This is a genomic window from Nocardia sp. NBC_01503, assembly GCF_036327755.1.
Lineage (GTDB): Bacteria > Actinomycetota > Actinomycetes > Mycobacteriales > Mycobacteriaceae > Nocardia.
This window is the reverse complement of sequence record NZ_CP109596.1, coordinates 6,031,060-6,056,609: the sequence shown is the minus strand read 5'-3', so window position 1 is coordinate 6,056,609 and position 25,550 is coordinate 6,031,060. Positions and strand designations below refer to the sequence as shown.

Sequence of the window (25,550 nt, the reverse complement as noted above, 5' to 3'; positions counted from 1 at the left end):
CTCCGTTTCGAACTCGAATTCGCTGTTGTGATCGACGATCCCGCGTTCGCCCGCCGAGAGTGACGGCCGAAGGTCACCGATTCGGTCCACTACACCGGTGACCTCCGGCACTGCCGCGAAACCGGTCGTACGCCAGAGGATCGGGATGAGCATCGATCGAAGGAGTGTCGTGATGAGGAAAACGGTGGCGGTCGCGGTCGGAATCGCTTCGGCGCTGACCGGGCTCGCGGTGGGATATCCGGTGCTGGCCCGGACCGCATGCCGCACCTGGGGCGCGACCGCGGCGGAGGTGGAACGCACTATGCCCGGGGACGATCTACTCACCGATCCCACCACGGTGACCACCCGCGCGATCACCATTGCCGCAGCGCCGGAACAGATCTGGCCGTGGCTGGTACAGATGGGCCCGGGTCGTGGTGGGGCGTATACCTACGATTGGATCGAGAACCTGATGGGGCTCGATATGCACAGCGCGGACAGCATTCTTCCGCGGTTCCAGCAGCTGGCGGTCGGCGATGTACTTCCCATGGGCGATTCGGGTCCGCGTATGCGCGTCGCGGTGCTGGAGCCCGCGCGGGCCATGGTGCTCGCCTCCGACGATGGCAATTGGGTGTGGGCGTTCGGGTTGTATCCGGTAGCCGGTGGTACGCGACTGGTGAGTCGTAATCGCATTGTCCTGCCGGACTCCCCGCTCCCGGCGCGAATGCTGTACCTGCTGTTCATGGAGCCGGGCAGTCTGATCATGGAACGCAAGATGCTGTCGGGTATCGCCGAGCGCGCGGGCCACACCGAGCCGGCGAGCCCCGAGGTGACCAAGGACCCGGGTGCACGGTCGGAAAGCCAGTATTCGGCCGCGCCCGCCGCGCGAACACTTGATGTATGACCGCTATGAGCATTCCACCACTCGCGATTCCCGATCACCGGACCATGCTGGCGGCAATGCGGCTGGCTTCCCGTGCCCCATCGGTGCACAACACCCAGCCGTGGCGCTGGGTGTTCGACGGGACCAAACTGCACCTGCACGCCGACACCGACCGGCTGCTCACCGCCGCGGATCCGCAGGGGCGGCAGCTGATCATCAGCTGCGGGGCCATGCTCCATCATGTGCGCACCGCGTTCGGCGCACGCGGCTGGCACACCGATACCCTGCGCGAACCCGATCCGCTGAATCCGGGTCACCTGGCCGAGATCTCGTTCCGGCCGTGGCCTACTCCGCCGGCCGGTCTCGTGGCGCGCGCCGGGGTCATCGACCTCCGGCGCACCGACCGGCTGCCGTTCGAGGCACCGCGCGACTGGAACGCCCTGCTGCCGCGCCTGCGCATGCTGGTGTCACCGCACTACCTCGACCTGGTAACCCTCGACGAGAAAATCCGCCCGCGCCTGACCGCGGCCTCGGAGCAGGCCACCGCCCTGCGCCGCCACGATATGATGTACCAAGCCGAAATCGGCTGGTGGGCAGGGCATTCCGGGGATTCCGAGGGAGTCCCACGCGAGGCTCTCATCTCCGACTCGGAGTCCGCGCGGGTGGGGGTGGGCCGCACCTTCCCGTCCGCCCCGCATTCGGCCCGCCGCACCGGGCTCGAGGATCACGCCAGTCTGGTGGTGCTCAGTTCGGAGGGCGACTCCGTCACCGAATGGCTGCGCACCGGTGAGGCCCTCTCGGCGGTGCTGCTGGAGTGCACGGTGGCGGGGCTGGCCACCTGCCCCCTCACCCACATCACCGAATTGCCCACCGGCCGAAACCTTCTCACCGGACTCGTGGCCGATCGAGGCAAACCGCAACTCATGATCCGGATCGGCGTGGCACCGGACTCCGGAGACACCGCGCCCACGCCTCGTCGGCCGCTGACCGATATCCTCACCCTCATCCGCGAATGAGTGCCGAGTACAGGTTGATTCAGGACGGCGCGGAAACCGCCCACCGCTTACGTGCGAGGTAGATGACCGCGCCGGCCACCAGGGCTGCGCTTCCCCACAAAACCGAAGCCCACGGGAGCGAGCAGGCGAGCCCGAGGCAACCCGCTACGCCGAGCAACGGAATCACGCGCGGTGGGCGACCTTCCTCGGGCCGCAGGGTCCACGCCGAGACGTTCGCGATCGCGTAGTAGACGAGTACCCCGAACGATGAGAACCCGATCGCACCACGCACATCCACGGTCGCCGCCAGTACCGCCACGACCACCCCGACCGCCAGCTCTGCCCGATGCGGCACCCCGAAACGGGGATGGACCCGCGCCAGCACGAACGGAAGATGATGGTCGCGGGCCATGGCGAAGGTGGTGCGCGAGACCCCCAGCACCAGCGCCAGCAGGGATCCCAGCGCCGCGACAGCCGCGCCGATCCGCACCACCGGTGCCAGCCCGGGCACTCCGGCGGCCCGTACCACCTCGGCCAATGGCGCTGTGGCGGTGAATAATCCGTGCGGACCGAGTACCAGCAGCGCCGCCACGGTGACCGCGATATAGACCACCAGCGTGAGGCCGAGCGCCATCGGAATCGCTCGTGGAATGGTTCGCGCCGGATCCCGCACCTCCTCACCGAGCGTCGCGATGCGCGCGTAGCCCGCGAAGGCGAAGAACAGCAACCCGGCCGCCTGCAGCACCCCACGGGCGGTGGTATCGCCGCCCAGGTGCAGCCGCGCCGCATCCGCGGTTTCCGAGCTCAGCGCCGCGATGACGACGGCGGCCAGCACCGCCAGCACGATCGCGACGATTATCCGCGTGAGGGCCGCCGACTTACGCACCCCGCGATAGTTCACCGCTGTCAACGCCACCACCGCCGCGACCGCGACCGGATGCGCGTACCGGGGCCACACGTACGCCCCGACGGTCAGAGCCATTGCCGCGCAGGAGGCTGTCTTCCCCGCCACGAACCCCCACCCCGCCAGATACCCCCAGAACTCGCCGAGCCGCTCCCGCCCGTACACATAGGTGCCACCCGAGGCGGGATAGCGCGCGGCCAACCGCGCGGACGAGGTGGCATTGCAGTACGCCACCACCGCCGCCAAGGCCAGCGCGATCAACACCCAGGACCCCGCCGCACCGGCCGCGGGCCCGAGCGCCGCGAAGATCCCCGCACCGATCATCGATCCGAGCCCGATGGTCACCGCGTCGAAAAGCCCCAGCCGACGCCGCAATCGAGTCTCTTCAGGGCTGAGTTCGGACATGACGGATACAGCTCCCTGCGGCGATCGGACCGGACGAACCCACACCGTAGGCCACCTCGGGTACCGAACGGGTACTCCGATGTGAACGGACGACTCAGCCCGATCGACGGCTCGCGCGCGCAGACCGTCTCCGACACCACGGACTGCCCGTGCGGCACGCCCTCCGCATCGGGCAGTCCGGGTCCTCGCCGGCTCCGATCAGCCGCCGAGGTGGTCGATGTGCGGGAGTCTCCAGTTCGCGATGTGGGGTGGGTCTTCGCCGTGTACGCGGAGGTAACGACGGGCCTGTTCGAGTTCGGCGCGCAGGTGGTCGGCGAGGCCGTCGAGGCGATCGGCCAGCCGGGGCACCTCGGCCAGTGCCGCGATGGCGAGCTGATAGCGGTCGATGCCGTTCATCGCGCACATGTCGAAAGGCGTTGTGGTGGTGCCGTTATCGATGAATCCGTGCACGTGCATGACATCGTGACCGGGCCGGCGGTAGGCGATGCGATGAATGAGCCACGGGTAGCCGTGGAAGGCGAAAATCACCGGGGCTTCGGTGAATACGGCCCGATATTCGACGTCGGGGATGCCGTGCGGGTGGCGGTCCGGCGGGAACAGCCGGGCCAGATCGACCACATTGACCACGCGCACCGACAGATCGGGGGCCAGTTCACCCAGCAGCGCCGCGGCTGCGAGGGTCTCCTGAGTGGGGACATCACCGGCGCAGGCCAGAACCACGTCGACCGGGCGGTCCTGGCTCGAACCCGCCCACTCCCAGACGCCCAGGCCGCGTTCACAGTGCGCGCGAGCCCGCTCATTGTCGAGGTATTGCAGGGCCGGTTGTTTACCCGCCACCACGACATTCACCAATCCGCGAGTACTCAGGCAGTGGTCGAAGACGTGCAGCAGGCAGTTGGCATCCGGCGGCAGGTAGACCCGGCTGACCTCGGGGCGCTTGCTGAGCACATGGTCGATGAAGCCCGGATCCTGATGCGAGGCGCCATTGTGGTCCTGCCGCCACACATGCGAGGTGATCAGGTAGTTGAGGCTGGGAATCGGTTCCCGCCAAGGGAATTCGGCGGCCATATGCAGCCATTTGGCATGCTGCACCACCATGGAGTCGATGATGTGGGCGAACGCCTCGTAGGTGGAGAACACCCCGTGCCTACCGGTGAGCAGATAACCCTCCAGCCAGCCCTGGCACAGATGCTCCGAGAGCACCTCCAGCACTCGGCCGTCCGGCGACAGCCGATCGTCACCCGGCAATCTCCTGCTGCGCCAGCGTCTTCCGGTGACCTCGAGTACGGCGTCGAGCCGGTTGGAGGCGTGCTCGTCCGGTGAGAAGAACAGCAGGTTCTTCGGATTCTCGACGAGCGTATCGCGCAGATACTCCCCCAGCACGCGCGTCGCCTCGGCCAATTCCGTTCCGGGAGAAGTGATCCCAATGGCGTAGTCGGCCGGATCGGGCAATCGCAGGTTCACGGTGGTGTGCCCGTGCGCGGCGGGGTTCGCACTCATGCGCAGGTGTTCGGGGTGCAGCCGCGCTATCCGGTGCACCGGCCGACCGGCGGCGTCGAAGAGCTCCTCGGGACGGTACGACCGCATCCAGTGTTCCAGTTGCGCGAGGTGTTCCGGATTCTCACGGACCTCGGTCAGGGGTACCTGATGGGAACGGAAGGTGCCTTCGACCCGGAGACCGTCGACGATCGCCGGACCGGTCCAGCCCTTGGGTGTGCGCAGCACGATCATCGGCCGGTACGGGTTGCGCGGGCCGTAGCCGTGGTCCGCGTCGTCCCGGATCTCCCGAATGCGTTCCATCGCATCGTCGAGTACGACCGCATAGCGCTGATGGATCTCGGCCGGGTCGCTGCCTTCGACGTACATCGGCTCCCAGCCGTGCGCGGTCAGCAGGCCGTCCAGCTCGCTGCGCAGCATGCGGGACAGCAGGGTGGGATTGGCGATCTTGTAGCCGTTGAGATGCAGGATCGGCAATACGGTCCCATCGCCGATCCGGTCCAGGAACGCCGAGCCGTGCCAACTGGTGGCCAGCGCACCGGTTTCGGCCTCGCCGTCACCGATCATGCAGGCCACCACGAGATTCGGATTGTCCAGCGCCGCCCCGGTGGCGTGTGCCAGCGAGTACCCGAGTTCACCGCCCTCGTGGATGGAGCCCGGCAGGTGCGGGGCGGCGTGACTGGGGACCCCGCCCGGGAAGGAGAACTGCCGGAACAACTCCCGCATGCCGGCGAGGTCCTGGCTCACCTCCGGGTGTCGCGTCGTGTACGTACCCTCGAGCCAAGTGGCGGCATTGAGCCCGGCCGCACCGTGCCCGGGTCCGAGTACGAACATCATCTCCTGGCCGGTGCGGGCGATGGCGCGATTGAGGTGGGCGTAGGTGAGGGTGATACCGGGCACGGTGCCCCAGTGCCCGATCAGCCGAGGTTTGATGTGTTCGGGCCGCAGGGGTTCGGTGAGCAGGGGATTGTCGGTCAGATAGAGCTGCCCGACGGAGAGGTAGTTCGCCGCCCGCCACCAGGCGTCCAGATCGTGCAGATCGGGTTGGGCACGCAGACTCGCGCCGGGCATGTGGATCGTCATCGGGGTCCCGTCTCACTTCTCGCCGTGAACGACCATGACGGGGCAGTACGCGTGCTGGACCAGTGCGTGGGCCGTGGAGCCGAGCAGTAGGCCCAGGAAGCCGCCGCGACCGCGATTGCCGACGACGACCAGTTGGGCGTGCTCGGACCATTCGCGCAGCTGTGCGGCGGGGCCGGCGAAGTAGACCCGGCGGATCACATCGACCTCCGGGTACTTCTCCTGCCAACCCGCGAGCCGTTCGGCCAGGATGGCCTCCTCGACCTCTTCGAAATCGTCCAGCAGGACCGAGGCGTCATGTCCGGCGAATCTGCCCGTATCCCAATCACTCCAGACGTGCACCGCCACCAGATCGGCACCGCGCTCGGCGGCTTCGACGAAGGCGGCCTCGATCGCGGCCTCGCTGATCGGACCACCGTCGATACCGACCACGACGGGTCCGGTGGTGTGAACGGTATTGTCCGACTTCGGATCCGGGCGCACCACGATGACCTTGCCCTGGGCATGCGCGGTCACCGCGAGCAGCGTCGAACCGAGATGGCCCAGGGTTCCGGTGTTTCCGGTCGCACCGAGCACGATCGCGTAGGCGGTGGCGCTGTGCTCGAGCAGCAGCGCCCCTCCGGTATCGGCCGTGACGAGGGTCGATACCCGCAGTTCGGGATCGGCTCCGCGGGCGATCAACTCGGCGCGGGCGATGAGCGCGGCACCGTGCGCACGCACACTGTCGATCAGGGGCGGGGTGATGACCTCGTACGGGCCGACCACACTGCTGGCGGCGACCAGATCCAGACCGTGCACGATCCGAAGTTCGCGCCCGCGCCCAGCCGCGAAGTTCGCGGCCCACCGCAGTGCGATCTCCGATCCGGGTGAGCCGTCCACTCCGACCAGCACGGCCGCGGAGGCCAGCTGATGCGGATCCTGATAGTCCTGCGGTGTCATCGCGACCTCCGTTGTGCTGTGCTGATTTCGAGCCCGGTCGGGCCTGTGCTTCAACGGTAGGAATCCGGACATGATCGGGGATGCGGTCGATCGTCACCGGATCAGGGGCTAAAGACCCCCGGGTTCGGGACCGAGATGAGCGGGGCAGGACTTTCACGGTCTTTGGTCCCATGCCGGTGGGGAAATCGGCTCTGCTGCCCGAATCCGCCGAAGCGAGAAGCTGTGCGGCATGACCTCGCGCACGGACCCGAACCCGATCGCCACCTTCGCCGTCATGATCGGCGCCGCCATGATCATCGCGGTGCCGTCCGCCACCGCACACCTGTCCGCCTGGGCGCAGCTGTACGGCTCGATTCTGGTGTATCTCGCGTTCATCGAGTATCTGGGCGTGGCGCTGGCGCTGGTGCGCTGGGGTGTGGGTCACTGGCGGTTGTGAGCCGCATCGGAGGCAGTGTCATGCGCACCGTGCCACCGGCCGCCAGTTCCTCGGTCTGGCCGCCGCAGTACACCTCGATCGGATCGGCCGTGCCCGGATCCGCGCTGACCTCCAGGGTTGTCGCGTCGATCCGCACGCTGAGTCGATGACCCCGATAGAACATGGGAAAGCCCAACTCCCCCATACTCTCCGGCCAGCGCGGGTTGAATATCAAACGGTTGTCCCGGATTTCGAGTCCGGTGAAGCAGCGTTGTACGAGGTCGATACTTCCCGCCATGGCCCCCAGGTGAATTCCCTCCTCGGTGGTGCCGCCCTGAATATCGGCGACATCGGAGTCCAGGACCCGTTCGAAGAAGTCCATCGCCTGTGCGCGATTCGCCCGCGCCAGCACCCAGGCGTGCACCAGCGCGCTCAAAGTCGAACCGTGCGAAGTCCGCGCCAGGTAGTAGTCGATGGTGTGCGGAATCATCTCACCGGGCAGCTCATAGCCGAGATGCCCCAGCACATCGCGTAATTCGTCGGCGGAGAGCAGATAGAACAGCATCAGCACGTCGGCCTGTTTGGCGGCGCGGTAGCGGTTGATGTCATCGGACTCCGCCTCGAGGATGCGGTCCAGCCGCTGGATATCCCCGTAGTGCTGCCCGTAGCCGTCCCAATCCAGCTCCGCCAATTGCTCATAGCCGTCGAACTGACTGATCACTCCATCGTGGAACGGCACGAACATACGGCGTCCCACATGCTCCCAGCGGGCCCGCTCCTGCGGCGTGACGCCGAGTGACTCCAGCAGCTCCGCGCGCGTCCGCGGACTGAGCAATTCCAATGCCGCACAAGCGGATCGGATCGTCCAGACCGCCATCACATTGGTGTAGGCATTGTCGTCGATGCCCGCCAGCGGCGCGCGCGGATAGCCGGTGTGGAATTCGTCGGGGCCGATGACGCCGCGCAGATGGTAGCGATCATGGTCGGGTTCGTACTCCGCGCTGCTCGCCCAGAATCGGGCGATCTCGACGAGCAGTTCGGCACCGTAATCGGTCAGGAATTCGATATCGCCGGTGGTCTGGTAGTACTGCCAGGTGTTGTAGGCGATCGCGCTGCCGATGTGATGCGCGCGCGAGCTGGGATCCGGATTCCAATGCCCCGACAGCGGATTCAGATGCATGCGCTGGCTCTCCTCGCGCCCGTCACCGCTGGACTGCCAGGGGAACATGGCCCCCGAGAGCCCGTCGGCGGCGGCCGCCCGGCGCGCCTCGGGCAGTCTGCGATAGCGGTAGTGCAGCAGCGCCCGCGCCACACTCGGAAAGCGCGGATTCAGCACGGGAAAGACGAACAGCTCATCCCAGAACACATGCCCTCGATACGCCTCGCCCGCCAGCCCGCGCGCGGGCACCCCGACGTCGAGATCAGCGGTGTGCGGCGACAGGGTCTGCACCAGATGCAGCAGATGCAGCCGCACCACCTGCGGAATCCGGCCGCCACCATCCACGTCGATGCGCAACCGATCCCACAGGTGCACCCATGCCGCGGTATGCCCAGCGAGTAGTTGCGCGAAGTCACCCGCGGCGGCCAGCCCGCGCCGGACCGCCTCCTCCGGGCCGCAGACGCCGTGATCACGCCCGGTGACGATGGACGCGACCTTCTCCAGTTGCACCGTCTCACCCGAGCCGAGGGTGACGGTGTGATCGTGCCCGATGACACGGTCGCGCATGACGAGTTCGGTTGCGGGGCGCAACTTCACATCATCGCGATGCAGCGTGCTCCGCGCCGCTACCGCGACGGGTACGGCCGAGCCGATCGTGCGCACCGCCGCCAGCACCGATTCGGGGGAAAGCTCACGCACCACCACATGCTCCAGGTGCGTACTCGACAGCGTCGAGTACCGCCGCACCAGTGAATTCTCCACCCCGGTATCTACGATCGAACGGAATACCAGTGTGCCCGACCAGTTCTCGGCGGTAATGGAGGTCTCGAGGGCACACAGGTGCGGCTCGTGCATGGCGGCGAAGCGACGCTGGCGCACCGCGGTGATCCGCCCGGCCTCGTCCCGAAACCGGAGCGATCGGGTCAGCACTGCCCGGCGCAGATCGAATTCCACTCGGTAGGAGAGCAATTCGGCGGTGTCGAGCTCGAACCACGGCCCGTCCTCGATCCGGAAGGTGATTGGCAGCCAGTTGGGCAAATTGACCAGGCTGTCATTGTCGACCGTGCGCCCGGCGATCCGGTCGGTGAGCCGGTCGTATATCCCGGCCACGTAGGTGCCCGGATAGTGCCGCTCCCCCGCCGCGCACTCCGGGGCGGCACCCCGGCTGCCGAGGTAGCCGTTCCCCACCGCGCACAGCGCCTCGCGCAGTCGCTCTCGCGCCGGATCGTAGCCGTCGAAGGCCAGCACCCAGGAATCCGATGCGGCGGAGTCGGTTTCGGTGCGCAGCAGGGTGGTGAGCGCGCCCAGCAGATCGCGCACCGCCGCGGGACCGGCGAGCGAGTAGCGGGCGGCGGTGCGGCGGTCACCATCCTCACCGTGACGCACCACTATCGAGAGACCATCGGACTCCACGGCGTCGAAACCGTCCTCATCGGTCAGGTCGTCGCCGATGTACACCGGCAGGGCAGGCGCCCCGAGCCGATCGAGAATCCAGCGCAGCGCGGTTCCCTTGTCCCAGTCGATATCCGGGCGCAGTTCGACGACCTTGCGGCCACCGGTCACCCGCAGCCCGGTCTCGCGAGCGAGCTCGTGCACGATACCGACGACGGCCGCGACCCGCCCGGGAGCCACCTGCCGGTAATGTACGGCCACGGCGAATCGCTTGTGCTCCACCCGGATTCCGTCGATCTTCGCCAGCCGGTCATGGAGCCGCGCGGCGGCGTCGGCGATCACCCGCTCGGCCCCGGGAGCCACCTCGTGCAGCTGCTCGGTGCCATCGGGGGCCTGCAGTTCGAACCCGTGACAGCCCGCGTACCAGATTCCCTCGACGCCGACGCGGGCGCGCAGATCGGTCAGATCACGACCGCTGACAATGGCCACCGGACAGGTCCGCGCCAATCGCCGCAGTACATCGGCGGCGCCGTCCACCAGGGTGGCCGCGCCCGGATCGTTCACGATTTCGGCCAGGGTGCCGTCGAAATCCAGCAGTACGGCCGACTTCCCGACATCGAGCAGATCCCCGATTCGCGCCCACGCGGCCAGCGCGTCCGGGACCTCCGACATGCGACGGAATCCGCTGCGCAGCCGCACCCGGGCCAGATCATCGACGACCACATCCGCGCCGCGGGTATAGAGCCGATCGGCGTGGTCTGCGCGGTTCACCCCGATCACCAGGCCGAATCCGCCCGCACGCCCGGCCGCGACCCCGGCTTCGGCATCCTCCACCACCACCGTGCGCTCGGCGGGCACGCCCAGTCGGCGCGCGGCCTCGAGCAGCATCGCCGGATCGGGTTTGCCCGCCAATCCCAGCTCCTCGGCGACGATGCCGTCCACCCGCACCGGGAACAGATCACCGATTCCGGCGGCCCGCAGCACCTGCGCGCAATTGCGGCTGGCGGAGAAGATCGCGACGCCCACACCGGCCGCCTGGAGGCGGCGCACCAGCGCGACGGTGGATTCGAAAGCCGGGACGCCTTGCCGCGCAAGGCGATCCAGGAACAGGCGATCCTTGCGGTTACCGAGTGCGCACATGGTTCCGGCGTCCTCGGCATCCGAGGGCGCGCCCGGAGGCAGCGAAATGCTGCGCGCGGCAAGGAAATCGGCTACGCCGCGATAGCGCGGCTCACCATCGACCCAGCGCAGGTAGTCGTCGGAGGTGAAGGGAGTGTGATCCTCGCCCGCGTGCGGCTCACGCGCCGCCAGGAACTCGTCGAAGAGTTGCCGCCACGCCGCCGCATGCACCGCGGCGCTGTCGGTGACCACACCGTCCATATCGAAGATGACCGCGTCATGGCGGCGCGAATCGATGAGCACGGTCGCGATTCCGGATTCGTCCACGACACCAGAGTGCGCCGTTTTGCCCCATTCGCCTAGGGTCGCAGGTCCTTGCGAAGATCGCCGCCGGCTCCCGGCCGGGGGTCGAAACAGAGCCGGGCGCTGTCGAATTGAGGACCAAGGGCTCCTGCGCTCGCAGCGCGCCGGACATAGCGTGGGCGCATGAGTCAAGTACCCTCCGGCGAAACCATCGAACGGGCCGTCCGACTCTCCGGGCGCGCACCGTCACTGCACAACAGTCAGCCCTGGCGCTGGGAGTTCGACGGCACCGTGCTGCGCCTGCACTCCGTGCACACCCGGATGCTGCCGTACACCGACGGATCGGGCCGTCAGATGCTCATCAGCTGCGGTGTGGCTCTCGGCCACCTGCGCTCGGCGCTGGCCGCGGCGGGCTGGCAGACCACGGTGGCGTATTTCCCGAATCCCACCCGGCATGATCATCTGGCGACCGTGTACTTCGCGCAGGCGCGCATCGTCACCGACGCCGACCGGGATCGTGGCGCGGCCATCATCCGGCGGCACACCGATCGACTGCCCTTCGGCCCGCCCGCCCAGCAACGGGACCTGGAGATCGTGCTGCGCATCGTGATCGATCGGGAGGACGCGGTGCTGACCGTACTGCCCGAGCGAGCGCGACCCGAATTGGCGCGCGCCTCCGCTCTCAGCGCCGCGATGCGCCGCTACGACTCGGCATATCAATCCGAATTGCAGTGGTGGGCAGGGCGTTCCTTCGGCAGCACCGGGATTCCGCCGCGGTCGCGGCTCTCCACCGGTGAACAGGCGCGGGTCGATATCGCCCGCCCGCTGCCCGCGGTCGGCGGATCTGACCGCCGCGCGGAGAGGACGGTCGACGAATCGCTCGTGGTGGCGCTCTCGGCCGGTGATTCCCCGGAGGAGTGGGTGCGCTGCGGTGCCGCGCTCTCCACCCTGCTGCTCGAATGCACCGTGATGGGATTGGCAACCTGCCCGCTCACCCATATGACCGAATTGCCGCACAGCCGGGCCGTGATTCGCGGTATCACCGGACTCACGGAGCCGCCGCAGGTGCTCGTGCGCATCGGCTCCGTGCCCGAGGCCGCCGGCACCGTTCCGGCGACCCCCAGGCTGCCACTCGGGCAGATCTTCGCCGTCACCGCGCCCAATCAGCCCGATAAGGGACTTTCGACCATCCCCCGGTGACCTCCTGAGGGCTACCTTGGTCCTTACCTTCAACTTCGAGATCGGACCCGGCAATGATCAAGGTATTTCTGGTTGACGATCATGAGATCGTCCGGCGGGGACTCGTCGACCTGCTCGACAGCGATCCCGAACTCAGCGTGATCGGCGAGGCCGCCGATGTCGCGCAGGCGCTCGCCCGCATTCCCGCGCTGCGCCCCGATGTGGCGGTATTGGACGTCCGGTTGCCCGATGGCAACGGCATCGAGCTCTGCCGCGAACTGCTCTCCCGCGTCGATGATCTGCGCTGCCTCATCCTCACCTCGTTCACCGACGAGCAGGCCATGATGGATGCCATCCTCGCCGGTGCCAGCGGATATGTGGTCAAGGACATCAAGGGTATGGAGCTGGCCAAGGCGATCAAGGAGGTCGGCTCGGGCCGCTCACTGCTGGACAATCGCGCCGCCGCCGCGCTCATGGACCGGCTACGCAACAGCGCCCGGCCCGACGGTCCGCTCGCCGGGCTCACCGAACAGGAGCGCAAACTCCTGGACCTGCTCGGCGACGGTCTCACCAATCGGCAGATCGCCGAGCGGATGTTCCTGGCCGAGAAGACGGTCAAGAACTACGTCTCGCGACTGCTCGCCAAGCTCGGTATGGAGCGGCGCACCCAGGCCGCGGTCTACGCCTCCAAACTCCGCACCGGCCAAGAGCATTAGCGGCGGGGCCGGTGCCGAGGGGCTTTGGTCACCGCGTTTCGTGCGCAGCTCCCCTACCCTCGCACCGGTGTCCGGCGGATGCTGGGATCATGTATTCGGCTGTGCGAGAGACTCATTCCGGAGTGGTCCTGCTCTGCGGCGATCGCGCGTACAAGGCGAAGAAACCCATCGCCACCGACTTCCTCGATTTCACCACGCACGCGGCGCGCGCGGCCGCGCTGCGGCGTGAGCTCGTCCTGAATCAGCGGCTCGCGCCCGATGCGTATCTGGGCCTGGCCGAACTCACCGACCCCGAGGGCGGACCCGCCGAGCCGATTCTGGTGATGCGGCGTATGCCCGATTCTCGGCGACTCGGCACCATGGTCTCCGCCGGTTCGATCACGGCGGGCGAACTCTCCACCCTGGCAACGATTGTCGCGGACTTCCATCGGACGGCACTGCGGGACGAGACGATCGATCGGGCCGGGACACCGGAGGCCCTGCGCACACGGTGGCGGGCACTACTGCATCATCCCGCGGAGACCGCGGATTCCGGTCCCATCGCACGAATCGAACACCTCGCACTGCGCTTCATCGACGGACGTGAAGCCCTGCTCACCGAACGCATTGCGGCGGGCCGCATGCTGGACGGACACGGCGATCTGCTCGCCGAGGACATCTTCGCGATGCCGGACGGATTCCGAATTCTGGACTGCCTCGACTTCGACGACTCGCTGCGCTACGTGGACGGTCTGGACGATATCGCGTTCCTGGCCATGGATATCGAATTCCTCGGCCACCCCGAACTCGCGCGGGAACTGCTGACCGCCTATCTGGACGCGGCCGGAGACACCCCGCCCGTCTCGCTACAGCATCACTATCTGGCCTATCGCGCGATGGTCCGGGCCAAGACCGACCGGATTCGCGCCGGACAGGGCGATACCGAGGCCGACGGGCACGCGCTGCGGCATATCGAACTGGCGCTGCGACATCTCGAGGAGGGTGCGGTGCGGATGGTCCTGGTCGGCGGTCTGCCCGGTACCGGAAAATCTACTGTCGCAAGGGAATTGGCCGCCCGTGCCGGGGCCGAGGTCATCGCCACCGATACCATGCGGGCGGGCTTGCGCGCGGGCGGTGCCATCACCGGTACGAGCGGCACCTACGGCGCGGGCGCCTATCGACCGGGCGCACGGGCACAGGTGTACGCAGAACTGCTGGAGCGGGCCAGGGTTCAGCTCGAGCGCGGGGTCTCGGTAATCCTCGACGCCAGCTGGCTCGACGCCGCCGACCGCACCCGGGCCGCCGATACCGCCAAAGATGCCCACGCCGAATTCATTGCGCTGCAATGCGTCTGCGATACCGAATGCGCCGAAGACCGCATCCTCAGCAGGCCGCACACCACCTCCGACGCGACCCCCGAGATCGCGCGGGCCATGGCTGCATCGGCCGATTGTTGGCCGGAGGCCGCCGTGCTCGATACCGGTGGCGCACTGGAGCAGACGGTCACCGCCGCATGGGACCGCTGGCAACAGGCCGCGACGGGTGCGCCCTCCCGATGACCGAGCTGCTGACGACCGCCACCGCCGAGGTCCGCCCGATTCCGGTGGCCGTGGCCGCGACCCAGGACGCCGCCGCCGTGCAGCGGGCGCTCGACGTGGACGCGACCGGACTCTCCGATACCGAGAGCGCGCGACGGCTCCGTCTGCTCGGCCCCAATGCGGTGCGCTCACATCGTGCCACGCTGTGGCCGGTCCTGTTGCGCCAGTTGCGTTCTCCGCTGCTCCTGCTGCTCACGGGCACGGCCGCGGTGTCCTTCTTCCTCGGTCAGCACACCGATGCCATCGTCATCACGGTGATCGTGGCGGTCTCGGTCGGGCTGGGCGCGGTCAACGAATATCGCGCCGAACGCGCGGCGCAGGCGCTGCACGACCGGATCCGGCATCGGGTCGAGGTGTTGCGCGCCGGGCGAGCCCGCTCGGTGGATGTGATCGACCTGGTCCCGGGCGACCTCGTCGACCTGCGCGCGGGCGAATTGGTGCCCGCCGATGTGCGGCTGCTGTCGGTGAACGGCTTGCAGTGCGATGAGTCGGTGCTCACCGGAGAGGCGATACCGGTGGACAAGGCCGTCGAGCCGGTCCCCGCCGACGCCGAGCCGAACTGCTGCGCGCTGATGGGGACCGTCGTCACCGCGGGGCGCGGGCGCGGTGTGGTGATCGCCACCGGTGGCGGGACCGAATTCGGCCGTATCGCACTCGGTTTGGGGCAGCGGCAGCCCGAGACCGAATTCCAGGTCGGACTGCGCCGCTTCTCGATGCTGCTGGTGCGCGTCGCGGCCGCACTGACCGTAGGCATCTTCGCGATCAACCTGGTGCTGCATCGGCCGATCCTGGACGCGTTGATGTTCTCCCTGGCCATCGCGGTCGGGATCTCACCGCAATTGCTGCCGGCGGTGGTCTCCACCAGCCTGGCCGCCGGATCACGCGCACTGGCCAAGCACAAGGTACTGGTCAAACGCCTGGTCTGCATCGAGGATCTCGGCGATATCGAGGTGCTGTTCACCGATAAGACCGGCACGCTCACCGAGGGCCGGATCGAATTCCTGCGCGCGGCCGGACCGGCCGGCGCGAGCTGCGACGACACCCGGATACTGGGGCTGGCCTGCACCGATGCCACCGTGCAGGATGGCGTACTCAGTGGCGGTGACGCCCTGGACACCGCGCTGTGGACGGCCTCGCGGGCGTTCACCGAACAGGCGGCCGGGTATCAGCGGCTGACCGTGCTGCCTTTCGATCACAATCGACGCCTGGTGTCGGTGCTGGTGCGCACCGCCGACGACGAACCGATGCTGCTGACCAAGGGGGCTCCGGAGGCGGTGCTGGCCCGCTGCACCGAGGTATCGGTCGCCGCCCGGAACGCCCTGGACGTGGAGTTCGCGACCGGGCACCGTGTCGTCGCGGTGGCGACCCGCACGCTGCCCGGTCGCCACGGCGCGACCCTGGACGATGAACGCGAGCTGACCCTGCGCGGCTTCCTGGTCTTCGCGGATCCGCCCAAAGCCACCGCACCCCAGGCGATTACGCGGTTGGCCGCACTCGGAGTACGGGTCAAGGTGATCACCGGCGACAACCCGAAGGTCGCCGCCCACGTCTGCGCGCAGCTCGGCATGCCGCCGGGGGAATCGCTGACCGGCATCGAACTGGACCGGCTCAGCGATGCCGAGCTCGTCGAGAAACTGCACACCACAACAATTTTCGCGCGCGTCGGTCCCGAACAGAAGGCGCGGATCGTGCGGGCGCAGCGCACGCTCGGCATCGATGTCGCCTACCTCGGCGACGGGGTCAATGACGCGCTCGCGCTGCACGCGGCCGATGTCGGCATCTCGGTGGATTCGGCCACCGATGTGGCCAAGGACGCCGCGGACGTGGTGCTGCTGGAGAAGGACCTGGGGGTGCTCGCCGACGGAGTCACCCAGGGCCGCAGGGTCTTCGCCAACACCATGAAGTATGTGCTCATGGGCACCTCGAGCAACTTCGGCAATATGTTCAGCGCCGCGGGCGCCTCGGCTTTCCTGCCGTTCCTGCCGATGCTGCCCGCCCAGATCCTGCTCAATAATCTGCTCTACGATGCCAGCCAATTGGCGATTCCGACCGACAGTGTCGATGACGAGCAGCTGGCCCGGCCCGCACGCTGGGATATCCACCTGATCCAGCGCTTCATGCTGGTCTTCGGCCCGATCAGCTCAGTGTTCGACTTCGCGACCTTCGCGATCATGCTGCGTGTATTCCATGCCGGTGAAACCCTGTTCCACACCGGATGGTTCGTTGAGTCCCTCGCCACCCAGACGCTGGTGCTTTATGTGATCCGCACCCGCCGCACACCGTTCTTCCGCAGCAGACCCAGCGTGGCCCTGATGATTTCGACGCTGTCCGTGGTCGTCATCGGCGCGGTGCTGCCATTCACACCGCTCGCGCCCAGTCTGGGCTTCGCGGCACTGCCCGCCGGGTTCTTCCTGGCGCTGGCGGCCATGATCGTGGTCTACCTCGCGCTCGCGGAGACCGCCAAACACCGGTTCTTCCGCAATCCGCCACAGGTTTCGGTCCGGCGCGAACGCGTTCCCGAACACCGAATACACCGCCGCGCAGCCCGATTCAGCTCCAGGTCGGCCCTCAGCCGGCCTTCTCCTCCACCAGCCGGATACCGCTGACCAGCGTCGGTTCGATCGCCACGATACTGTCCATCGAACCCTCCACCCAGGGACGCAGCAGTCGCTCATAGCGTTCGACGCGCTCGGGATCGGTGACGGGACGGGCGATTCCGGTGACCACCACCGACCAGCCCAGCTGCGCGACCGGATCGATATCGTCGGCCTCATAGGCCACCACCACATCCGGTTCGGCGCGCACCGCCGAGGTCAACCTGGAGGTGAGCCGCGTTCGCACGACCACGATCTCACTGTCTTCCACGAAATGGTTCACCGGGCGAACGGCGGGCAGCGCGTCCCGGGTGAAGATCACCCGTCCGAACGGCACACTCGCCAGCAGGCGCAGCGCCTCGGCCCGCCGGATAGGTACGGCCCGCCGCGGACCGAAACCGCCCTCCGAAATCCCGCTCATGCCGGCGCATCCGTCTCGAAGTCGCGTACTCGACCCGACACCGATTCAGCCATACCCATAACCGACACACCTCTCTACCGACCCCGACCTCTTTGTCCATGTCAACACCCAGCCGACCCACTTCGACAGGGTCCAAGGTCCCGATCCGCTCGCCGTCGGGCACCCTCCCCCTACCGGCCCGTCGGAGCACTGACGCCGGCGCCGACCAGAACCGCCCGATCGCGTCGATCACAGCGGTCGCCATGTCCGAATAGACTGTGGGCACGCCACGGCTCGCGAGGCGGGCATAGGCACTAGGACAGGCCAGACACCGTGGAACCTCGGGACAACTCCTTCTCCGTACGTGAGACCCTGTCGCAACTGCGACTTCGGGAACTGTTGTCCGAGGTCAAGGACCGCATCGAGCAGATCATCGATGCTCGCGACCGGATGGACGGCCTGGTCGAGGCCATGTTGACGGTGACCTCCGGGCTCGATCTGGATCTGACGCTGCGCACCATCGTGCGCACCGCCATCAGCCTGGTCGATGCCCGGTACGGTGCGCTCGGTGTGCGCGGCAGCGACCAGCAGCTGACCCAGTTCATCCACGAAGGTATCGATGAGGTCACCGCTGCCCATATCGGTGATCTACCCGAGGGGCGCGGGGTGCTCGGGCTGCTGTTACAGCAGCCGACCCCTATTCGGCTGGAGATACTGGCCGATCATCCGGCTTCGGTCGGATTCCCACCCAATCACCCGCCGATGCAGACATTCCTGGGCGTACCCATCCGCATTCGCGATGAGATCTTCGGCAATCTGTATCTGACCGAGAAGTCCGGCGGTCAACTGTTCACCGAGGACGACGAGGTCATCGTCCGGGCGCTCGCCGCCGCCGCGGGCACCGCCATCGACAATGCGCGGCTGTACGAATCGGCGCGCAGTCGGCAGGCCTGGATCGAGGCGACCCGCGATATCGCCACCTCGTTCCTGGCGGGCACCGACGCCGAGGAGGTGCTGGCCGAGCTGGTCGAGCACGCGCGCAGTCTCACCCAGTCGGAACAGGTGTTCCTGGCCATCAGCGACGATCCGGAATGCCCGCCCGATGAGATCACCGAATTGCGGGTCGCCCAATGGTCGGGGACCGGGCAGGGTCCCAGCGCCCTGGCCGCCAGGACCACCGATACCGAGATCGGACGCTCATTCGTCGAGGGCATCTCGCTGCGCTTCGACAATGTCGCCGACATCGATCTGGGCAAACCCATCGCCGATGCCGGGCCCACCTTGATCCTGCCGTTGCACACCCAGGGCTCGACCTTCGGCGTACTGGTCATGGTGCGTCCGGTCGCCGCTCCGCTGTTCGACGACGAAATCCTGGAATTGGCAGCGGCATTCACCGATCAGGCGGCCCTGGCCATCCAGATGGCCGAGGCGCAGCAGCGCGTCCGTGAACTCGATGTCCTCACCGATCGTGACCGGATCGCGCGCGATCTGCACGACCATGTCATCCAGCGGCTGTTCGCGGCCGGCCTGACCCTGCAGAGCACCGCGTCCCGCGCTCGCGCGCCCGAAGTGCGGCAACGACTTTCGGAGGTCATCAACGACCTCCAGGATGTCGTACAGGAGATCCGCACCTCGATCTTCGACCTGCACGGGGGCAACAGTCAGAGCACCCGGTTACGGCAGCGCCTGGAGCAGGTGCTCAAACAGCACACCGGACAACTCGAATTGCGCACCTCACTGCGCATCTCGGGACCGCTCTCGGTCGTACAGCCCGACTTGGCCGACCATGCCGAGGCGGTGGTGCGGGAGGCGGTCAGCAATGCGGTACGCCACGCCAAGGCCGAAAACCTCACCGTGGCGGTCGAAGTCGCCGATGATCTGACCATTCTCATCTCCGATGACGGCGTCGGGATCCCCGACGACATCACCCCGAGCGGACTGAACAATCTGGCGGGCCGGGCCGAGGAGGTCGGCGGCGATTTCGCGATCACCCGCGGCGCCGACAACCACGGCACCCGGCTGCGCTGGTCGGTGCCGCTGAGCTGACTTCAGCTCTGACGCACCACGATCATCGGGCAGTCGACGCTGTGCAGCAGCGCCGCACTGGTGGAGCCGAGCAGCATGCCGGTGAATCCACCGCGCCCGTGGCTGCCCACGATCAGCAGTTGCGCGTTCTCGGACTCGTCGAGCAGCGCGCGAACCGGCCTGTCCATCACCAGGATTCGGTTCACCTCCACATCGGGATAGCGTTCACCGAAGCCCGCGAGCCGCTGCGCGAACTCCTCCATCTCCTGCTCGCGGATCGAATCCCAGCCGGGCAGCGGAATTCCGGTGACATCACTCCAGGCGTGCAGTGCGGTCAGCCCCACCTTGCGCAGGGACGCCTCCTCGAAGGCGAGTTCGAGCGCGGGCACGCTGTTGGGCGAGCCGTCCACCCCGACCAGCACCGGCTTCGAAGCCGATACCGGATCGGCCGCGGCGGAGCCGTGGATCACCGCGACGGGGCTCTGCGCGTGATGCGAGACCGCCGCGACGACCGAGCCGAGCAGACCCCGCCGCAGCGCACCCAGCCCACGACTGCCGAGCACCACCAGCCGGGCCTCGCGCGAACGGGCCAGCAGGTACGAAATCGTCGGCTCCAGCGTGACATCCGTCGTGATCTCCAGCCCGTTGCCGACACCGCTCGCCCGCGCCACCCGGGTCGCCTCGGCGACCACGCGCTGACCATCGGTGTACAGCCACTGCACATCCGAATCGGTCAACACCATGCCCGGACCGAACCCGGTAGGCACGGCCACCGAGTTGACGATCTCCAGTGGGCAGCCGTGCAGGGCCGCCTCCGCCGCCGCCCAAGCGGCCGCCTGATACGAGATGGCCGAGCCGTCGACGGCGACGACAATCGGCGGATTGGGTTCTTTCGGTCGCGAATCATGCTGCGATGTCATGGTTTTCTCCTATTTCCACATGGTGGTTCTACGCTGTGATTTCGGCGGGTTCGAGTGGGCGGACGACCTCGTCCAGGGCGAGTCGCGGGGACGGGGGGATGGCGGCGGCGCTACTGGCCGCCCAACCCATGCGGATCATCAATTGCGGATAACCGAAACCGCCCAGGATGTCCGCGCGAATACGCTCGCGCAACTGCGGCAGCTCCAAAGGTTCGGTGAGCGGGCAGGTGGCCAGTCCGTGCACGGTCGCGGTCAGCAGTACCGCGCTGGCCGCCTCGCCGACCCGCAGCCACGCCGGCAGATCGTTGGATCCGCTGCACAGCACCAGCATCCGCGAGGATTCCTCGGTATCGCGTAGCACCGCCTCGGGCAGCAATGGATCGGTGAATCCCCGGACCGTCGGATCCGCGGCCACCACCGCATTGCGGGCGGGGACACCGTACGACAGTGCGTGCTGACCGCTCCACGCCCGCAGCTCCGCCGCGTATCCGGGATCCTGTGCGTGCTCGAGTGCGGCCCGAGTGAACATGCGTAACAACCGGGTTCGTTCACCGGTCGCATCGATATGGTGTATCGCGATACCCGGGGCCTTGCCCGCGGCCATCACCTTGGCCACCTGCCCCGCGGGCACCTCCCAGGAGGTGAAGCGGCGGCGGTCACTGCGGCGCGCGGTAATCGCCCGCGCCATCCGGATGTCGTGCGGGTCGGGCGTGGTGGGCCATACCTCGATGGATGCCAGGTGTCGTGGCTCTGCCGGATTCGGGAAGCGGCGCACCAGCGTCTCCCAGCCGAGCGCGCGCAGCGCCACCCGCAGATGATGCAGTGCCGCACCACAACTCACCACGAGTTCGCGGCTGTCGGGATCGGCGTACGGCAGCCGGCGGCTCTCGTCGGCGTAGAGCTGAATGGTGGAGTCGCCGATCCGCCACAGCCACGGCTGGGTGTTGTGCACCGAGGGTGCGCGCACCGCGAGCGTCAAGGCCGCCCGCAGGGTGTCGGTATCGGGACGCACGTACGACATCTCTTGTCCTTCCGAAGGATTCGCGGCGCGAATCAAGGTTGGCGCACCACGATGACCGGGCACGGGGCGGTATGCAGCAGCGCGGTGCTGACCGAGCCGAGCACGGTGCCGGTGAAGCCGCTGCGGCCGTGGCTGCCCACGACCAGCAGTTGGGCGCCTTCGGCATGTTCGAGCAGCGCTCGCGCCGGAGTGTCGCAGGCGATGTACCGGTCGACGTGGACGTCCGGGTAGCGCTCGCTGTAGCCCGCGAGCCCACGCTCGAGGAGGATGTCCTCGGTCTCGCGGATCACGTCCCAGCCGACCACCGGCAGATCGAATCCGCTGGAATCGCTCCAGGCGCGCACCGCGACCAGCGGCACCTTACGCCGAGAGGCCTCCGCGAACGCCAACTCGACGGCGGGCAGACTGTTGGGGGTGCCATCCACCCCGACCACCACGGGCGCGGTCTCGGCGTCCGCGCCGGGACGGGCCACACCGTGCACCACGGCCACGGGGCAGTGCGCGTGCCGGGAGAGCGCGGTACTCACCGAGCCCAGCAGAGCCTGGCGAATGGCGCCGCGGCCACGGTTGCCCACGACCAGCATGCGGGCGTGGTTCGAACGATCGAGCAGTGTGGGGGTGATCAGATCGAAGGTGAGTTCGGTGGTGACGGAGAGCTTTCCGCCGGGTGCGGCATGTCGGGCGATCTCCGCCGCCTCGGAGAGCACCCGCTGGCCCTCGGCACGCAGCGCCGCCATCTCCCCCGCGCCCAAGGCGGTCCGGGATTCCAGGACGGTCACGATGCCGAACGAGGTGATGATGTGCAGTGGCGCGCCGAGCGATTCGGCCTCCATCGCCGCCCAGGCCACCGCCTGGTAGGAAATCTCGGAGCCGTCGGCTCCGGCCACGATCGGCGGGTTGGCGGAATCGTTTGCGAAAGTGGCGTTCTCGGTCATCGGTACTCCTATGGGAAGCGGCGGGAAGAGATCGGGTCGGTCATGCGATGACCGGAAGTGCGCCACCACGCCTTTGTGGCAGCCAGCCCAATTCGGACGACGACGCTGTCGTCCACCCTGTTCATCGCGACGGGCGGCGCGGTAAGGCGGCCCGAACGCCTTCCCCGATAACGCAATCCGCCAACGGGAGTCTCGTACTTCGTCGTCACCGTGTCCCGCGGGGGATTCGCGAACCGATCGAATGCCATATCTCGATCCTGCGCCGCGTGCGATGGCGATCACAGAACCGAAAGTCACCGCTTCGACGGCGCTGCGGCATGCCGACGGTACCGTCCGGTCGGGTCGTCGGTCATCGGTGAGAGAGGACCTCGGTCCATTGCCCGCGGGCCGCTGTGAAGGTCCGGCCTTCTGCCGCGCACGCCATGACCTTCGTCCCTGTGCCCGACCGGCCGTCATGGCACACCCTGGGGATATGACCAGTGAAGGGAGAGGTTCCATGGAATACCGGGTGTCACTTTGCGAAACCGCGCCTCAGGCGGTGGTGCGCGTCCCACTCGAAATCCGCCCGGACCTGTTGACCGACGGCATCGTGAACGGCATGCAGCGGCTGACCGAGGTGACCGAACGCGCCGGGCTCACCGCCAGCGGCGCGCCGACCATCACCTTCCACCATGAGCTGACCGCGGGCGACACCATCACGGTGGATTTCGGCCTGCCCATCGAGCCCGCACCGGCACTGGGCCCCAGCACGGGTGCCCAGCTCGTCATCCAACCGCCCGTGCTGGTGGCCAGAACCTGCCATCGCGGCGCATACGAAGACATCGACGCCGCCTATCGCGCACTGCGGCAATGGCTTTCCGATGCCGGATGCCGCCCGGTCGGCCCACCCACCGAGGCATACCTCATCGGTCCGGACGAGGTGAGCGATCCGCGCCAACTGATCACCGAGATCAGAATTCCGGTCGCGCCCTCGCCCACCATCGCGGTACATCTGGACGGATCATTTGCCGATGCGGTCGAGCTGACACGTATCGCGCTGCGACAGAACGGTTTTCGAATCATCTCCGAAACCGATATGCAGGCGATGCTGCGTGAGCAGACCGGTGAGCACATCGAGGAGCACCTCATGCTCGGCATCTGCCACCCCCGGCTGGCCTCCCGGGCGCTGCTGGCCGACAGACAGGCCGGAATGCTGCCGCGCAGCGTGGTCGTGCGTGCCGATGCGACCGGCGTGATCGTGGAGGCCGCGGATCCGAGCATCCTGGTCCGCGCCACCGCCCAGCAGGAGTTGGAGCCGATCGCCGACGACGCGCACCGACTGCTCGCCCAGACCCTCGGCGGCCTGCGTCCACCGGTGACCGCGGCGTCCTGAGCCCGATGCGGAGAAGACGATGACGATGGTCCCGGCGAGCACGGGTACGAGTCCTCTCGAGGAAAACCGGCGCCGAGCGCAGGCTCGACCTATGGAAACCAACACACTCCCCCGCATCGCCGTCATCTACGCCACCGCGCAGGGCTCGACGCGCGAGATCGCCGAGTTCATCGCCGCGAACCTGACCGCGCGCGGGGCCACCGTCGAGGTCGCCGATGCCGAGCACGCCCCCGATCTCTCCCGTTTCGACGCGGTCATCCTCGGCAGCGCCGTGCACAACAGGGCCCTGTTACCGCCGCTCACCGATTACATCCGGGCGCACCCCAAAGAACTGGCCGCCCGCGCGGTGTGGCTGTTCAGCGTCGGATTGGGTCCGGCGCTGCAGGGACCGATCGGCCGTCGGACGGGCCGCGCCGTTCCGAAACAGATAGCCGCCGTGCGTGATTCGCTGAACCCCCGTGAATACCGTCCCTTCGCGGGTCATTACGAGCGCGCGGGTGTCTCGCTCGGCGCTCGCACCCTCTATCGGCTGCTCGGTGGCCCCCGCTACGGCGATCTGCGCGATTGGCCGGCCATCAGCGGGTGGATCGATTCCATCGCCACGGAACTACGACTGTCCAGCCCGAAATACATTCCGGCACACCCCTGAACACACCCCCGCAAGGAGAACCGCTATGCGCGCCATGGTCTTTCACGGTCCGGGGCAGAAGTCCTGGGATGAGGTCCCCGATCCCGTCATCGAATCCCCGACCGATGCGATCGTGCGGGTCGACGCGGTCACCATCTGCGGTACGGATCTGCACATCCTCAAGGGTGACGTTCCCGAATTCACGCCCGGCAGGATCCTCGGACATGAAGCCGTCGGAACCATCGTCGCGGTCGGTTCCGGTGTGCGTACCCGCCACGTCGGCGAGCGTGTTCTGTTGTCCTGCATCAGTTCCTGTGGTGCCTGCCGGTTCTGCCGGGAGGGTCGTTACGGTCAGTGCCTGGGTGGTGGCGGATGGATTTTCGGCCATCTCATCGACGGCACCCAGGCCGAATTGGTCCGGGTACCGTTCGTCGACACCTCCAGTTATCCGATTCCGGAGTCGATCACCGATGAGCAGATGCTCATGCTGGCCGATATCCTGCCCACCAGCTATGAGGTCGGCGTGCTGAACGGCACTGTGACACCGGGCGATACGGTCGCCATCATCGGGGCGGGACCCATCGGCCTGGCCGCCATCGCCACCGCGAACCTGTACAGCCCCGGCCATATCGTCGCGATCGACCTCGCCGACAGCCGCTTGCAGGCGGCCCGGAAGATCGGAGCCGACGTCATCGTCAACAGCGGCCGGGACAACCCGCTCGATATCGTCCGCGAGCTCACCGGCGGACTCGGCGCCGATGTCAGCATCGAGGCGGTCGGTATCCCCGAAACCTTCGAAACCGCGGTGGAGCTCGCGCGCGCCGGTGGCCACGTCGCCAATATCGGTGTGCACGGCAAGCCCGCCACACTCCATCTGGAGAACATCTGGATCCGCGATCTGACCATCACCACCGGGCTGGTCGACACCTACTCGATCCCGCGGCTGATCCGGCTCATCGAGAGCGGCCGGCTCGATCCGTCCGCGATGATCACCCACCACTATCGGATGAACGAATTCGCGAGCGCCTACGAGACATTCGCCAACGCGGGCGAGACCGGCGCGCTGAAGGTCGTCGTTGCGGCCGATCGGTAGGTGGCCCCTGCGCCGCCGTG

Annotated in this window: 19 protein-coding genes; 11 read left to right on the top strand and 8 right to left on the bottom strand. The window is 67.5% G+C overall.

Annotation, left to right across the window (positions count from 1 at the left end):
* Positions 1–172: 172 nt before the first annotated feature.
* Together OHB26_RS27505 and OHB26_RS27500 are read left to right on the top strand one after the other, a co-directional pair.
* On the top strand, positions 173–883 hold the full coding sequence (locus OHB26_RS27505) for an SRPBCC family protein (RefSeq protein ID WP_330180147.1): 711 nt from the start codon (positions 173–175) through the stop codon (positions 881–883).
* A complete protein-coding gene (locus tag OHB26_RS27500) occupies positions 880–1,878 on the top strand; it encodes an Acg family FMN-binding oxidoreductase (protein WP_330180146.1) in 999 nt (332 codons plus the stop codon). The genes OHB26_RS27505 and OHB26_RS27500 overlap by 4 nt, the downstream gene beginning before the upstream one ends.
* A gap of 19 nt (positions 1,879–1,897) precedes the next feature.
* On the opposite strand, the gene OHB26_RS27495 is transcribed toward OHB26_RS27500, so the two are convergent.
* The 3 genes from OHB26_RS27495 to OHB26_RS27485 form a co-directional block, all read right to left on the bottom strand.
* Positions 1,898–3,166 carry an APC family permease gene (locus OHB26_RS27495; RefSeq protein WP_330180145.1) on the bottom strand — a complete coding sequence of 423 codons (1,269 nt, stop codon included), beginning with the start codon at positions 3,164–3,166 and terminating at the stop codon, positions 1,898–1,900.
* A gap of 198 nt (positions 3,167–3,364) precedes the next feature.
* Positions 3,365–5,746, bottom strand: coding sequence for a phosphoketolase family protein (locus OHB26_RS27490; protein WP_330180144.1), 2,382 nt, complete (start codon positions 5,744–5,746; stop codon positions 3,365–3,367).
* 12 nt (positions 5,747–5,758) lie between these two features.
* Positions 5,759–6,682 (bottom strand): universal stress protein, encoded by a 924-nt coding sequence (locus OHB26_RS27485; RefSeq protein WP_330180143.1) that lies wholly within the window; start codon positions 6,680–6,682, stop codon positions 5,759–5,761.
* A gap of 229 nt (positions 6,683–6,911) precedes the next feature.
* On the opposite strand from OHB26_RS27485, the gene OHB26_RS27480 reads away from it, so the two are divergent.
* Positions 6,912–7,118, top strand: coding sequence for a hypothetical protein (locus OHB26_RS27480; RefSeq protein WP_330180142.1), 207 nt, complete (start codon positions 6,912–6,914; stop codon positions 7,116–7,118).
* On the opposite strand, the gene otsB is transcribed toward OHB26_RS27480, so the two are convergent.
* The gene (otsB, locus tag OHB26_RS27475) at positions 7,054–11,094 is read right to left on the bottom strand and encodes a trehalose-phosphatase (RefSeq protein ID WP_330180141.1); all 4,041 of its coding nucleotides are present in this window, start codon (positions 11,092–11,094) and stop codon (positions 7,054–7,056) included. The genes OHB26_RS27480 and otsB overlap by 65 nt on opposite strands.
* A 159-nt stretch (positions 11,095–11,253) precedes the next feature.
* Here otsB and OHB26_RS27470 point away from each other — a divergent pair, with 159 nt between their 5' ends.
* The 4 genes from OHB26_RS27470 to mgtA all read left to right on the top strand — a co-directional run bounded on the left by OHB26_RS27470 (position 11,254) and on the right by mgtA (position 17,148).
* Positions 11,254–12,270, top strand: coding sequence for an Acg family FMN-binding oxidoreductase (locus OHB26_RS27470; RefSeq protein ID WP_330180140.1), 1,017 nt, complete (start codon positions 11,254–11,256; stop codon positions 12,268–12,270).
* Positions 12,271–12,323: 53 nt separating this feature from the next.
* Positions 12,324–12,965, top strand: a complete 642-nt coding sequence (locus OHB26_RS27465; RefSeq protein ID WP_330180139.1) for a response regulator transcription factor — start codon at positions 12,324–12,326, stop codon at positions 12,963–12,965.
* Positions 12,966–13,066: 101 nt separating this feature from the next.
* Complete coding sequence (locus tag OHB26_RS27460; RefSeq protein WP_330180138.1) at positions 13,067–14,503, top strand: bifunctional aminoglycoside phosphotransferase/ATP-binding protein; 1,437 nt, start codon at positions 13,067–13,069, stop codon at positions 14,501–14,503.
* Positions 14,500–17,148 carry a magnesium-translocating P-type ATPase gene (gene mgtA / locus OHB26_RS27455; protein ID WP_330180137.1) on the top strand — a complete coding sequence of 883 codons (2,649 nt, stop codon included), beginning with the start codon at positions 14,500–14,502 and terminating at the stop codon, positions 17,146–17,148. The genes OHB26_RS27460 and mgtA overlap by 4 nt, the downstream gene beginning before the upstream one ends.
* On the opposite strand, the gene OHB26_RS27450 is transcribed toward mgtA, so the two are convergent.
* A complete protein-coding gene (locus OHB26_RS27450) occupies positions 17,111–17,557 on the bottom strand; it encodes a pyridoxamine 5'-phosphate oxidase family protein (RefSeq protein WP_330180136.1) in 447 nt (148 codons plus the stop codon). The two genes, mgtA and OHB26_RS27450, sit on opposite strands and share 38 nt — an antisense overlap.
* A 312-nt stretch (positions 17,558–17,869) precedes the next feature.
* Between OHB26_RS27450 and OHB26_RS27445 the strand changes: the two genes are divergently transcribed.
* Complete coding sequence (locus OHB26_RS27445; protein ID WP_330180135.1) at positions 17,870–19,582, top strand: GAF domain-containing sensor histidine kinase; 1,713 nt, start codon at positions 17,870–17,872, stop codon at positions 19,580–19,582.
* A gap of 2 nt (positions 19,583–19,584) precedes the next feature.
* Here OHB26_RS27445 and OHB26_RS27440 read toward each other — a convergent pair whose 3' ends face one another.
* The 3 genes from OHB26_RS27440 to OHB26_RS27430 are packed head-to-tail and all read right to left on the bottom strand — an operon-like array spanning position 19,585 to position 22,437.
* Entirely contained in the window at positions 19,585–20,481 is an 897-nt protein-coding gene (locus OHB26_RS27440) for a universal stress protein (RefSeq protein WP_330180134.1), read from the bottom strand.
* Positions 20,482–20,509: 28 nt separating this feature from the next.
* Positions 20,510–21,502 (bottom strand): Acg family FMN-binding oxidoreductase, encoded by a 993-nt coding sequence (locus OHB26_RS27435; protein ID WP_330180133.1) that lies wholly within the window; start codon positions 21,500–21,502, stop codon positions 20,510–20,512.
* Between the two features lie 32 nt (positions 21,503–21,534).
* On the bottom strand, positions 21,535–22,437 hold the full coding sequence (locus OHB26_RS27430; protein WP_330180132.1) for a universal stress protein: 903 nt from the start codon (positions 22,435–22,437) through the stop codon (positions 21,535–21,537).
* Between the two features lie 496 nt (positions 22,438–22,933).
* Between OHB26_RS27430 and OHB26_RS27425 the strand changes: the two genes are divergently transcribed.
* From OHB26_RS27425 to OHB26_RS27415, 3 genes are all read left to right on the top strand, one after another.
* A complete protein-coding gene (locus OHB26_RS27425; protein ID WP_330180131.1) occupies positions 22,934–23,809 on the top strand; it encodes a DUF302 domain-containing protein in 876 nt (291 codons plus the stop codon).
* Positions 23,810–23,900: 91 nt separating this feature from the next.
* Complete coding sequence (locus OHB26_RS27420) at positions 23,901–24,458, top strand: flavodoxin domain-containing protein (protein WP_330180130.1); 558 nt, start codon at positions 23,901–23,903, stop codon at positions 24,456–24,458.
* A gap of 25 nt (positions 24,459–24,483) precedes the next feature.
* A complete protein-coding gene (locus tag OHB26_RS27415; protein ID WP_330180129.1) occupies positions 24,484–25,530 on the top strand; it encodes a zinc-dependent alcohol dehydrogenase family protein in 1,047 nt (348 codons plus the stop codon).
* Positions 25,531–25,550: the final 20 nt, after the last annotated feature.

Bases quoted from the DNA above. Each gene is read 5' to 3' on its own strand.
- OHB26_RS27505 (WP_330180147.1), top strand. From the start codon at position 173: ATGAGGAAAACGGTGGCGGTCGCGGTCGGAATCGCTTCGGCGCTGACC.
- OHB26_RS27500 (WP_330180146.1), top strand. From the start codon at position 880: ATGACCGCTATGAGCATTCCACCACTCGCGATTCCCGATCACCGGACC.
- OHB26_RS27495 (WP_330180145.1), bottom strand. From the start codon at position 3,166: ATGTCCGAACTCAGCCCTGAAGAGACTCGATTGCGGCGTCGGCTGGGG.
- OHB26_RS27490 (WP_330180144.1), bottom strand. From the start codon at position 5,746: ATGACGATCCACATGCCCGGCGCGAGTCTGCGTGCCCAACCCGATCTG.
- OHB26_RS27485 (WP_330180143.1), bottom strand. From the start codon at position 6,682: ATGACACCGCAGGACTATCAGGATCCGCATCAGCTGGCCTCCGCGGCC.
- OHB26_RS27480 (WP_330180142.1), top strand. From the start codon at position 6,912: ATGACCTCGCGCACGGACCCGAACCCGATCGCCACCTTCGCCGTCATG.
- OHB26_RS27470 (WP_330180140.1), top strand. From the start codon at position 11,254: ATGAGTCAAGTACCCTCCGGCGAAACCATCGAACGGGCCGTCCGACTC.
- OHB26_RS27465 (WP_330180139.1), top strand. From the start codon at position 12,324: ATGATCAAGGTATTTCTGGTTGACGATCATGAGATCGTCCGGCGGGGA.
- mgtA (WP_330180137.1), top strand. From the start codon at position 14,500: ATGACCGAGCTGCTGACGACCGCCACCGCCGAGGTCCGCCCGATTCCG.
- OHB26_RS27450 (WP_330180136.1), bottom strand. From the start codon at position 17,557: ATGAGCGGGATTTCGGAGGGCGGTTTCGGTCCGCGGCGGGCCGTACCT.
- OHB26_RS27440 (WP_330180134.1), bottom strand. From the start codon at position 20,481: ATGACATCGCAGCATGATTCGCGACCGAAAGAACCCAATCCGCCGATT.
- OHB26_RS27435 (WP_330180133.1), bottom strand. From the start codon at position 21,502: ATGTCGTACGTGCGTCCCGATACCGACACCCTGCGGGCGGCCTTGACG.
- OHB26_RS27430 (WP_330180132.1), bottom strand. From the start codon at position 22,437: ATGACCGAGAACGCCACTTTCGCAAACGATTCCGCCAACCCGCCGATC.
- OHB26_RS27425 (WP_330180131.1), top strand. From the start codon at position 22,934: ATGGAATACCGGGTGTCACTTTGCGAAACCGCGCCTCAGGCGGTGGTG.
- OHB26_RS27420 (WP_330180130.1), top strand. From the start codon at position 23,901: ATGGAAACCAACACACTCCCCCGCATCGCCGTCATCTACGCCACCGCG.
- OHB26_RS27415 (WP_330180129.1), top strand. From the start codon at position 24,484: ATGCGCGCCATGGTCTTTCACGGTCCGGGGCAGAAGTCCTGGGATGAG.